Origin of the sequence: Mesorhizobium sp. B2-4-6 (genome assembly GCF_006442775.1) — a bacterium.
Taxonomy (GTDB): domain Bacteria; phylum Pseudomonadota; class Alphaproteobacteria; order Rhizobiales; family Rhizobiaceae; genus Mesorhizobium.
In genome coordinates this window covers 133647-144951 of record NZ_VFVI01000011.1, presented here as the reverse complement: position 1 = coordinate 144951, position 11305 = coordinate 133647, and the positions used below count along the sequence as shown (strand labels likewise).

The 11305-nt window shown below is 63.2% G+C and carries 13 protein-coding genes; 3 read left to right on the top strand and 10 right to left on the bottom strand.

The window, feature by feature from the left end; genetic code table 11:
• Positions 1–6 precede the first annotated feature (6 nt).
• The 10 genes from ispH to coxB form a co-directional block, all read right to left on the bottom strand.
• On the bottom strand, positions 7–1011 hold the full coding sequence (gene ispH, locus FJ957_RS24375) for a 4-hydroxy-3-methylbut-2-enyl diphosphate reductase (protein ID WP_140835355.1): 1005 nt from the start codon (positions 1009–1011) through the stop codon (positions 7–9).
• A 138-nt stretch (positions 1012–1149) separates the two neighbouring features.
• A complete protein-coding gene (locus FJ957_RS24370) occupies positions 1150–1905 on the bottom strand; it encodes an SURF1 family protein (RefSeq protein WP_181180697.1) in 756 nt (251 codons plus the stop codon).
• Positions 1902–2288, bottom strand: coding sequence for a DUF983 domain-containing protein (locus FJ957_RS24365; RefSeq protein WP_140835354.1), 387 nt, complete (start codon positions 2286–2288; stop codon positions 1902–1904). The genes FJ957_RS24370 and FJ957_RS24365 overlap by 4 nt, the downstream gene beginning before the upstream one ends.
• Before the next feature lie 14 nt (positions 2289–2302).
• On the bottom strand, positions 2303–2740 hold the full coding sequence (locus tag FJ957_RS24360; protein ID WP_140835428.1) for a L,D-transpeptidase family protein: 438 nt from the start codon (positions 2738–2740) through the stop codon (positions 2303–2305).
• Between the two features lie 194 nt (positions 2741–2934).
• A complete protein-coding gene (locus FJ957_RS24355) occupies positions 2935–3816 on the bottom strand; it encodes a cytochrome c oxidase subunit 3 (RefSeq protein WP_140835353.1) in 882 nt (293 codons plus the stop codon).
• A 1-nt stretch (position 3817) separates the two neighbouring features.
• Complete coding sequence (locus tag FJ957_RS24350) at positions 3818–4450, bottom strand: cytochrome c oxidase assembly protein (RefSeq protein WP_140835352.1); 633 nt, start codon at positions 4448–4450, stop codon at positions 3818–3820.
• Complete coding sequence (locus tag FJ957_RS24345) at positions 4450–4641, bottom strand: hypothetical protein (protein WP_140647282.1); 192 nt, start codon at positions 4639–4641, stop codon at positions 4450–4452. Before FJ957_RS24345 ends, FJ957_RS24350 begins: the two co-directional genes overlap by 1 nt.
• A complete protein-coding gene (locus FJ957_RS24340; RefSeq protein WP_140835351.1) occupies positions 4638–5582 on the bottom strand; it encodes a heme o synthase in 945 nt (314 codons plus the stop codon). Before FJ957_RS24340 ends, FJ957_RS24345 begins: the two co-directional genes overlap by 4 nt.
• A gap of 76 nt (positions 5583–5658) precedes the next feature.
• Positions 5659–7308 carry a cytochrome c oxidase subunit I gene (gene ctaD, locus FJ957_RS24335; RefSeq protein WP_140835350.1) on the bottom strand — a complete coding sequence of 550 codons (1650 nt, stop codon included), beginning with the start codon at positions 7306–7308 and terminating at the stop codon, positions 5659–5661.
• Positions 7309–7346: 38 nt separating this feature from the next.
• Entirely contained in the window at positions 7347–8231 is an 885-nt protein-coding gene (gene coxB, locus FJ957_RS24330) for a cytochrome c oxidase subunit II (RefSeq protein ID WP_140835349.1), read from the bottom strand.
• 328 nt (positions 8232–8559) lie between these two features.
• Here coxB and FJ957_RS24325 point away from each other — a divergent pair, with 328 nt between their 5' ends.
• From FJ957_RS24325 to tldD, 3 genes are all read left to right on the top strand, one after another.
• Positions 8560–9099 (top strand): invasion associated locus B family protein, encoded by a 540-nt coding sequence (locus tag FJ957_RS24325; protein ID WP_126078560.1) that lies wholly within the window; start codon positions 8560–8562, stop codon positions 9097–9099.
• A 72-nt stretch (positions 9100–9171) separates the two neighbouring features.
• On the top strand, positions 9172–9639 hold the full coding sequence (locus FJ957_RS24320) for a YbjN domain-containing protein (RefSeq protein ID WP_181177418.1): 468 nt from the start codon (positions 9172–9174) through the stop codon (positions 9637–9639).
• A gap of 97 nt (positions 9640–9736) precedes the next feature.
• Positions 9737–11149, top strand: a complete 1413-nt coding sequence (gene tldD, locus FJ957_RS24315; protein WP_140835347.1) for a metalloprotease TldD — start codon at positions 9737–9739, stop codon at positions 11147–11149.
• The last annotated feature ends 156 nt before the right edge of the window (positions 11150–11305 follow it).

Below are 11305 nucleotides of genomic sequence, written 5' to 3'. Positions count from 1 at the left end.
CCGGTTTCACGCCGCTCCATTGACGAAGGCCATGTCGGCCGCCGTCAGTTCGACATCGCGCAAAACCCTCATCACCGGAAAATCCTCCGTTTCCGTGGCCGTGACGGCCAGATCGATGGTGACGTCGAAACGCTGGCGGAACGCATCGATGATCTCATCGACGATGATCTCCGGCGCCGAGGCACCAGCCGACAGGCCGAGCGTCCTGATCCCGGCGATCTCATCCCACGGAATTTCGGCGGCGCGCTGCACGAGAAGCGACATGGCGGCACCCGCGCGCTCCGCCACTTCGACAAGGCGACGCGAGTTGGACGAATTGGGCGCGCCGACGATAAGGAAAAGATCGGCGCCCGCCGCCGTCTCCTTCACCGCTTCCTGGCGGTTGGTGGTGGCGTAGCAGATCGATTCGGCCGCGGCCGCGTGCAATTCGGGAAACCGCTCCTGTAGCGCCCGGATGATGCCGGCGGTGTCCTCGACCGACAAGGTCGTCTGGGTGACGAAGCCAAGCGCCGAAGCGTCGACCGGCACGAAGCGCGCCGCATCGGCCTCGGTCTCGATCAGCGTCACGGCGCCTTCCGGCAACTGGCCCATCGTGCCGATCACTTCGGGGTGGCCGGCGTGGCCGATCAAAAGCACATGGCGACCGAGCCGCTGGTGGCGCATCGCCTGCTTGTGCACCTTGGAGACGAGCGGGCACGTGGCATCGAGATAGAAAAGGTTGCGCGCCTCGGCATCCGCCGGCACCGATTTCGGCACTCCATGCGCGGAAAAGACCACGGGCGACTGGCGATGCTCCGGCGGAATCTCGGACAGTTCCTCGATGAAGACAGCGCCCAGGCTCTGCAGCCCTTCGACGACGTAGCGGTTGTGCACGATCTCGTGGCGGACATAGACCGGCGCGCCGTATTTCTTCAGCGCCAGCACGACGATCTGGATGGCACGATCGACGCCGGCGCAGAAGCCGCGTGGCTGGCAGAGCCTGATGGTCAGCGGTGGCTTTTTCTCGGTCATGAATGCGAAGCCGGTTCAGTCGGGATCAAGAGGATGATGCCGAAAAGTGTGTAGCGGTTTTCGGACCACATCGTGCTCTATCTCCTTGTCGGAGGCGAAATGAGACGTGCACCCCTGCCCTGTCAAGAGCGGCGGCGCTCACTGCTCCTTCGCCGGGCGGCGCAGTCTTAGAATCAGCACCGCCGCAAGGGCTGCGGCCAGCCCGTACCAGGTGACGGCATATTGCAGGTGGTTGTTCGGCAGATCGATGATGGTGACACCGCCGACCGGCAGGCCGCCGGGGTTCGGCGTCTTGTCGGCATCGATGAAGAACGGCACCAGCACGAACCCCGCCGGCAGGCCGGCGGTCGCCGCCATGACGTCGCGGTCCTTCCAGTAGAAGATGTTCTTGGCGACGTCATTGTCGGGAAGCATCATCGATGGTTTTGCCGGCAGCGGATTGCGGGCAAGCCCGGTCAGGGTCACCTTGCCGGCAACCTCACCTTGTTGGCGCTTGGCCGGACCCTTGAGGTCGTAGGGAACGAAGCCGCGGTTGACGAGCACGAAGCGGCCATCCTCGAGTTGCAAGGGCGTGTAGACGTTGAAGCCGCTGTCGCCTTGCCAGGTGGAAAAGAAGTGCCGCTCGCCCTGGTGCAGGAAAGTGCCGGTCACCGTCACCGGCGTGTAATCGACATCGTGGGAAGCGGCGAATTCCTTCTCGACGTCCGCTAGAGCCAGCGGTGCGGAATGCGTGCGCTTATCGATGGTTGCGAGCAGGCCTTCCTTCCAATGCAGGCGCTGGACCTGCCAGGTGCCGAGCCCGATCAGGACGGAGAACAGGACAAGGCCGAGGCCGATGAGCAACGCCGTGCGCGGCCGTGAACGGCCGGCAACCAAACCGGTCGTCTCGGTCATGCGCTGGAATCCAGCCTGCCCTCGGAGGCCTTCTTCGAATACTGCAAGGTGATCAGCACGCCCTTGATCAGGCGCAGCGCCGTCAGGCACAGCACCAGCGCCAGCGGTATCCACAACATGAAGTGCAGCCAGAGCGGCGGACTGAACGTCACCTCCATCCACAATGCGAGGCCGACGACGACGAAGCCGATGATCAGGATGACGAACACCGCCGGTCCGTCGCCCGCATCGGCGAAGGAATAGTCGAGCCCGCAATTGTAGCAGCGCTTGCCGACGGTGAGGAAACTGGAAAACAGCTTGCCTTCGCCGCAGCGCGGGCAGCGGCCATGCAGGCCCGCCGAGACCGGATCTATGGGTGGCCAGATCGCCTTGTCTTCACTCATTTAGAGAGCTTCGCTCATCTCATGATCTCGATCGGTGTGCCGTCGGCCACCCTTGTCCAGATTTCATCCATATCGGAGTTCGTAACCGCAATACAGCCATCGGTCCAGTCGACCATTTGAAGCAGCCCGCCCAGCCAGCCGAAACCGTTCGGCTGGCCGTGGATCATGATGAAGCCGCCTGGCTCGACGCCCAGCGCTTTCGCCGCCGCCTTATCGTCGGCATTTGGATAGGAGATATGGATCGACCTGTGCGCGACGCTGTTGGGATTGCGCCAGTCGAGCACATAGCGCCCTTCCGGCGTTCGCTCGTCGCCTTCCTGATACTTTTGGCCGACAGGGGCGCCGCCAAGCACGATGCCGTAACTGCGCAGAATTTTGCCGCCGCCGATCAGTTGCAACTGCCGTTGCGATTTCTCGACACGCACCAGATCGACCGTTTGTCCGGGCCACATACCCCTGTCGAGCAGTGAGCTTGTGGTGATCAGATACGCGCAGATGGCCAAGGGAATTTTCGCCCACATGGGCTACCGATGGCCGGCCATTGCGCCGAAAAGAAGAAGGCGGCCGCGTCGCCGCTACCGCCTTCAAAACTCCTGGAAGCAAATTCCGGAAAAATCGCTACGCGCTTTTCCCGGATTGCTTTTTATCAGTGGCCTTCGATCAGCGCGCCGTTCGAGGCCCAGACATAGATCGCGCTGAACAGGAACAGCCAGACCACGTCGACGAAGTGCCAGTACCAGGCGGCCGCCTCGAAGCCGAAATGCTGCTTCGGCGTGAAGTCGCCACGCATCGCACGCACCAGGCAGACGAGCAGGAAGATGGTGCCGATGATGACATGGAAACCGTGGAAGCCGGTCGCCATGAAGAAGGTGGCGCCGTAAATCGAATCCTTGAACGCGAACGGGGCGTGCATGTACTCGTAGGCCTGCACCATGGTGAACAGCATGCCGAGGCCGACGGTCAGCACCAGGCCGTTGATCAGACCCTTGCGGTCGCCATGCAGCAGCGCGTGGTGCGCCCAGGTCACCGTCGTGCCCGACAAAAGCAGGATGATGGTGTTGTAGAGCGGCAGGTGGAAGGGATCGAGAACCTCCAACCCCTTCGGCGGCCAGACGCCGCCGGTGAAGGCGGCGCGGGCATACTGGTTTGCCTCGCCGGGGAAGAGACTTGCGTCGAAGAAGGCCCAGAACCAGGCGACGAAGAACATCACCTCCGAGGCGATGAACATGATCATGCCGTAGCGCAGGTGCAGCGACACGACGCGCGTGTGATGACCCTCATGCGCTTCCTTGATGGTGTCCGACCACCAGGCGAACATCGTGTAGAGCACGATGATCAGGCCGATGAAGAACAGCCACGGATTGGCGATGTTGTGGCCGAAGACCGGGAAGTTGCCGGCCTTCAGATACTGCATCAGGCAGACGCCGCCGACGGCGGTGACCAGCGCGCCGACCGAACCCAGGAAAGGCCACGGGCTCGGGTTGACGAGATGGTAGTCGTGTTGTGGTTTTGCGTGCGCGTCTGCCATATCAACCCCCGAGGCTTGCTTCGGAATCTGGAACTTTGTTGCTGCTGCTGCCAGCGGCCGGCGCCGACGAGGCGACCGGCTGTTTCTTTTCGACCGGGAACATCGTGTAGGACAGGGTGATGGTCTTCAAGTCCTTGAGTTCCGGCACGTTGACGATGTCCGGATCGACATAGAACACGACAGGCATGTCCAGCGTCTCGCCGGGCTTCAGCGTCGTGTCGGTGAAGCAGAAGCACTCCACCTTGTTGAAATAGGCACCGGCCATTTCCGGCTGCACGTTGAACGAGGCGCGGCCGGTGATGGTGCGGTCGAATTTGTTGGTGGCGCTGTAATGCGCCTGCGCCGTCGCGCCGATCTTGATCGTCACCGAGCGGGCGACAGGTTCGAACTGCCACGGAATGCCGTTGGTGTTGGCGTCGAAGCGGATTGTTATGTCGCGGTCGAGCACGCGGCCGGCATATTGCTTTTCGGCGCGCTGCGTGGTGCCGCCATAGCCGGTGACCTGGCAGAACATCTTGTAGAGCGGCACCGCCGCATAGGCCATGCCGACCATGCCGGTGAAGAAGGCGAGGCAGACCGCGGCGACGATGCCGTTGTTCACCTTGCGGGGCTTGCTGCTGGTCTCGCCGCCCATCAGCCGCCTCCCAATAGGCCGGAGCCGGTGATGCTGGCCCCGGTGTGGCCGAAGCGCACGATGGTGGCGGCATAGAAGATGACGACCAATGCCGCCAGCGCGACACCGATGGCTATGGAGCGGTTGCGGCGCGCCTTCTGCTGGCGCTCGGTCAGCGTGACCAGTTCGAGTTTCTTGTCGGCCACGATCATACTCCCCCCATCATGAGGGCGCGCCCGAGCACGCAGTCGACGAGATAGGCGGCAAAGATAGCGAAGAGATAGAGCAGCGAATAGCCGAACAGGGCCTTGGCCGGCTTCATCGCGCGATCGTCGTCGGCCATGGCAAGCACTTTCCAGGCATACCAGACGAAGCCCGCGCCGAGGACCGCCGAGACGACGCCGTAGCCGGCCGTGGTGTAACCGAGCGCCCAGGGCAGCACGCCCACCGGCGCCAGGATCAGCGCATAGGCAAAGATCTGCCGACGGGTCGACGCCTGGCCAGCGACATTCGGCATCATCGGGATGCCGGCGCGGGCATAGTCGTCGGACTTGAACAGCGCCAGCGCCCAGAAATGCGGCGGCGTCCACAGGAAGATGATCAGAAACAGGATCACGCTTTCGAGGCTGACCGAGCCGGTCACGGCGGCCCAGCCGATCACCGGCGGAATGGCGCCGGCGGCGCCGCCGATGACGATGTTCTGCGGCGTCCAGCGCTTCAGCCACATCGTGTAGATGACGGCATAGAAGAAGATGGTGAAGGCCAGAAGCGCGGCCGACAGCCAGTTGACCAGCACGCCCAGCGTCATCACCGATAGCACCGACAGCACCAGACCGAAGCTCAATGCCTCTCCCGGCGTGACGCGGCCGGCCGGCACCGGGCGGCCGGCGGTTCTCGTCATCACCGCGTCGATGTCGGCGTCGTACCACATATTGAGCGCGCCGGAGGCGCCGGCGCCGATGGCAATGGCCAGGATGGCGATCATCGCCAGCAGCGGGTTGATGGCGACGGGCGCCGCGACCAGGCCGACAAAGGCCGTGAAGACGACCAGCGACATGACGCGCGGCTTCAACAGGGCAAAGAAATCGCCCGCGGTCGCCTCCGACATGCGAAAGCCCGCTTCCTCCATCAATCTGTCTTCGGCAAGGGCCATGCGTACTTAAAGTCCATCATTCCGTTGGCCAAGACCGCCGGACAAGCCGGCGGCCTCGTATGCGTCGGGACGCTGCTTACTTGATCTTCGGCAGCTGTTCCCACTGGTGGAACGGCGGCGGCGAAGGCAGCTGCCATTCGAGCGTGGTGGCACCCTCGCCCCACGGATTGGCGCCGGCGACGCGCTTCTTCTGGAAGGCCTCGAACACGCCATAGAGGAAGATCGCAACACCGACGGCCGAAATGTAGGAGCCGTAGGATGAGACCATGTTCCAGCCGGCGAAGGCATCCGGATAGTCGACGGTACGGCGCGGCATTCCGGCGAGGCCGAGGAAATGCTGCGGGAAGAAGATCAGGTTGACGCCGACGAAGGTGACCCAGAAGTGGGTGTTGGCGATCACCGGCGAGTACATGTAGCCGGTCATCTTCGGGAACCAGTAATACCAGCCGGCGAAGATGGCGAACACGGCGCCCAGCGACAGCACGTAGTGGAAGTGGGCGATCACGAAATAGGTGTCGTGCAGCGAGCGGTCGAGGCCGGCATTGGCCAGCTGAACGCCGGTGACGCCACCGATGGTGAACAGGAAGATGAAGCCCAACGCCCACAGCATCGGCGGCTTGAAGGAGATCGAGCCGCCCCACATGGTGGCGATCCAGGAGAAGATCTTCACGCCGGTCGGCACCGCGATGACCATGGTGGCGAACACGAAGTAACGCTGCGTGTCGAGCGACAGGCCGGTCGTGTACATGTGGTGCGCCCAGACGATGAAGCCGACGGCGCCGATCGCGACCATGGCGTAGGCCATGCCGAGATAACCGAACACCGGCTTCTTCGAGAAGGTCGACACGATATGGCTGACGATGCCGAAGCCCGGCAGGATCAGGATGTACACCTCGGGGTGGCCGAAGAACCAGAACAGGTGCTGGAAGAGGATCGGATCACCGCCATTGTCCGGCACGAAGAAGGAAGTGCCGAAATTGCGGTCGGTGAGCAGCATGGTGATGGCGCCCGCAAGGACCGGCAGCGAGAGCAGCAGCAGGAAGGCGGTGATCAGCACCGCCCAGGCGAACAGCGGCATCTTGTGCAGCGTCATGCCGGGAGCGCGCATGTTGAAGATGGTGGTGATGAAGTTGATGGCGCCGAGGATCGACGACGCGCCGGCGATGTGGATCGACAGGATCGCCAGATCCATCGCAGGGCCGGGCTGGCCGGAGGTCGAGAGCGGCGGATAGATCGTCCAGCCGCCGCCGACACCGAAGGCGCCCGGCGCGCTCGGCACGAACATCGAGGAGAGCAACAGGATGAAGGCCGGCGGCAGCAGCCAGAAGGAAATGTTGTTCATGCGCGGGAAGGCCATGTCCGGCGCGCCGATCATGATCGGCACCATCCAGTTGGCGAAGCCGCCGATCAGCGCGGGCATGACCATGAAGAAGATCATGATCAGGCCGTGCGCGGCGCCGAAGGCGTTGTACATGCTCTTGCCGCCGTCGATGGCGGCGTCGCCCTGCATGCCATAGACCATCTGCGCCAGGCCGCTGAAGATCTGGATGCCCGGCTCCTGCAGCTCCATGCGGATGGCGACCGAGAGCGCGCCGCCGATGACGCCGGCAATGATCGCGAAGATCAGGTAGAGCGTGCCGATGTCCTTGTGGTTGGTCGAGTAGACCCAGCGGACCCAGCCCTGCGGCCTGTGGTCGTCGTGATCGTGAGCTGCAGCCTCTGCCATGTTCCGCTCCGTTCCCTAAATCTTGCTAACCCGCGGCATCAGTTGCCGGCGGCCGCTACCTTGTTGGTACCATCGATCTCGGCCATCAGCGCCTTGTTGGCGGCGGGCACATCGGTCTTGGCCGTATCCAGCCAGGTCTTGAACTGCGCATCGGACACGACGCGGACGGCGATCGGCATGAAGGCATGGTCCTTGCCGCAGAGCTGCGAGCACTGGCCATAGTAGAGGCCTTCCTTCTCCGCCTTGAACCAGGTTTCGTTGGTGCGGCCGGGCACGGCGTCCATCTTGATGCCGAAGGACGGCACGGCGAAGGAATGGATGACGTCGGTCGCGGTGATCAGGACGCGGGTCAAGGTGTTGACCGGCACGACCAGCTCGTTGTCGACCGCGAGCAGGCGCGGATAGAGGCCGCGATCTTCCTTGCCGGCCTTGGCGCGGTCGGCATCCTGGAGAACCGCCGAGTTGAAGGAGAAGGTCTTGTCGACCTGGTATTCATAATCCCAGTTCCACTGGTTGCCGGTCGCCTTGACGGTGAGCTTGGCTTCTTCCGGCGGGGTGTATTGCGCGGTGAGCAGCTGGAAGGAGGGAATAGCGATGAGCAGAAGCACGATCACCGGCCCGACCGTCCAGATCACTTCGATCAGCGTGTTGTGGCTGGTCTTGGACGGCACCGGATTGACGCTGGCGCGGAACTTGACGATGCAAACCAGAAGCAGCAGCAGAACGAGGATGGTGATCGGGACGATAAACCACATGGTGTAGTTCCCGAACCGCTCGATCTGCCGCATCATGTCGGTGGCCGGAGCCTGGAAGGTCATCTCCCATGGCCGCGGCTGGTCGGCATGGGCCGCCGCGCTGGAGAAGAGCACGGCCGAAGCTGCCGCACCTGCCAAGAATTCAGCGCTTGCCAGGAATTTCCTCATCGCCCTCTCGTCTCCCACTTCCCGCGATCCGATCGCACCAATAATCGACGATGCCGGGATTGGGAATCCCGGTCTGTCCCTAGGGTGGTTCAAACCATACTCTATTTCCCTCCGCAAGGAAGGAGCGGAGGAAACCGTGCGGCATTTTTGCGCGCAAGCCGAAGGCCGTGTTCGGCGCTCGCCGCGCTATATGCGCCGCGGTCGCAATTCGGGCGAATTTGCTTTGGAAAAGCATGGAATTGCCGGTATCGGGGCGGACCGGCGGCGGTCTCGTCCTTTACTTGGCCCCGGCGCGGCTTAAAGTGCCGTGATTCGCAATGGAGCCGTTATGACTTCCTGGCTTTCGAGAACCCTGGCGAAGGTCGTCCTTGCCGTCGCCTTGCTCGGTGTCGGCATAGCCGTTGGCGCCGCTGCCTCGCCGAACAACGCCACGCCGCCGAGCGGCACGGTGAAGTCGACGCATGGCGCGTGGTCGATCATCTGCGATACGCCTGCAGGCGCTACCTCCGAGCAATGCGTGATGATGCAGAACGTCGTCGCCGAGGACCGCCCTGAAATGGGGCTTTCGGTTGTGGTGCTGCGCACCGCCGACAACAAGGCCGAGATTCTGCGCGTGCTGGCGCCGCTCGGCGTGCTGCTCCCCAACGGCCTCGGTCTCAATGTCGATGGCAAGGATATCGGCCGCGCCTATTTCGTGCGCTGCTTCCAGGACGGCTGCTATGCCGAGGTGATCCTCGAAAAGCCGCTGCTCGACACGCTGAAGAGCGGCACGTCGGCCACCTTCATCGTCTTCCAGACCCCCGAGGAAGGTATCGGCATTCCCGTCGACCTCAAGGGCTTTGCGGAAGGCTTCGCCGCCCTACCTTGATCTTCTCGCCCATGCGCCGCTCCTGACGCTGAGGTCCGGTGGCGAATGCGCATTTGGCTGCCAGGAGGCTCAATGCGCGCGAATTTATCCGCTTTCATTACCGGTCTGGCGCTGGCCGGCACGGTTTCGGCCGTACGGGCCGAGGATGCCGAAATCCTCCAGACGCCCGACCCGCCGGCGATCCTCGACATCGCCAAGGGCTTCGGCTCGGCCAGGATGGACAAGGACGACAATGGCGATCCGATGCTTTCCGGCCGGATCGAGGGCGTCAAATACGTGATCTATTTCTATGGCTGCGAGGATCACGAGAACTGCAAGTCGCTGCAATTCTCGACCGGCTACACCGACCCCTTGACCGCCGACCAGGCCAACGCCTGGAACGCGAAATACCGCTGGGTAAAGGCCTATGCCGGCGACGGCTCGAACTTCAAGATGGATGTCAGCTTCGCCGGCGGCATCACCAGGGCCAATCTGGAGGAGCAGTTTTCCAACTGGAACACGATGGCCGGCAACATCAAGGGCTTCCTGAGCGGCGAGTGACGGCCGCAATCGCTGACTTGGCCCTGTTGACGATTGTGCGACGGCGGCTTCGCGCCTACATCCGTCGGAACGATTTGTTTCCAAGAATGGATTTGCCATGAACAGCCTGATCGGCCAATTCGACATTTCCGACGATCGCGTCAAGGAGATCGTCGCCGAGACCATCAAGGGCGCCGACGACGGCGAGTTGTTCCTCGAATACAGCGAGAGCGAAGCGCTGATGTTCGACAATGGCCGGCTGAAGACGGCCAATTTCAACACCGACCAGGGATTCGGCCTGCGCGCCGTGGCCGGCGAGGCCAGCGGCTATGCGCATTCCAGCGACATCTCCGAAGCCTCGCTGCTGCGCGCGGCCGACGCCGTCTCGACGGTCAAGGGCGGCTATTCCGGCACATTGGCCGGAGCGCCCGCCCGCACCAACCGCCACCTCTATGGCGACGAGAACCCGATCCCCTCGCCTTCCTTCGAGGCCAAAGCCAAGCTCTTGCAGGAAATCGATGGCTGGCTGCGTGCGAAGGATCCGCGCGTGCGCCAGGTGACGGCGTCGCTCGCCGCCTCGTGGCAGCATGTCGAGATCGTGCGCGGCGACGGACAGATCGTGCGCGACATCCGCCCGCTGGTCCGGATCAACGTTTCCGTCGTGGTCGGCGATGGCGACCGGCAGGAGAGCGGCTCCTACGGCATGGGCGGCCGCAAGAGTTTTGGCGAGTTCGTCGGCGAGGAGAGCTGGAAGCATGCGGCAAACGAGGCGCTGCGGCAGGCCCTGGTCAATCTGGAAGCGATTCCGGCGCCGGCCGGCACCTTCGACATCGTTCTGTCCAGCGGCTGGCCGGGTGTGATGCTGCACGAGGCGGTCGGCCACGGGCTCGAAGGCGACTTCAACCGCAAGAAGACCTCGGCCTTCGCCGGCCTGATGGGTAGCCAAGTGGCGGCGAAGGGCGTCACCGTGGTCGATGACGGCACCATCCCCGAGCGGCGCGGCTCGCTCACAGTCGACGACGAAGGAACGCCTTCGGCGCGCAACGTCTTGATCGAGGACGGCAAACTGGTCGGCTATATGCAGGACCGCCAGAACGCGCGGCTGATGGGCATGAAGGCGACCGGCAACGGCCGCCGCGAGGGCTATGCGCACCAGCCGATGCCGCGCATGACCAACACCTACATGACCGCGGGCGACATGGAGCCGGAAGAGATCATCGCCTCGGTCAAGAACGGCATCTACGCCGTTTCCTTCGGCGGCGGCCAGGTCGACATCACGTCGGGCAAGTTCGTGTTCGGCTGCACCGAGGCCTACATGATCGAGAACGGCAAGGTGACGCAGCCGATCAAGGGCGCGATGCTGATCGGCAACGGGCCGGATGCCATGCACCGCGTCAGCATGATCGGCAACGACATGAAACTCGACAGCGGCATCGGCATGTGCGGCAAGGCCGGTCAGGGCGTGCCTGTCGGCGTCGGCCAGCCGCATCTGCGGATGAACCAGATGACGGTGGGCGGGACGAGGGTTTGAGGGGTTGGCGCCGTTCCGGTAGAATCGTCTGCCAAAGACATTTCACTCGAGCGTGCAGGCATCATGTCCAAATCCGAGAACGCGCCAGACGGCGTTGATGTGAAACCGGCGCCGGCCTTTGCACCGATGCGGCCGCAGGACGTGTTTGGAATCCTA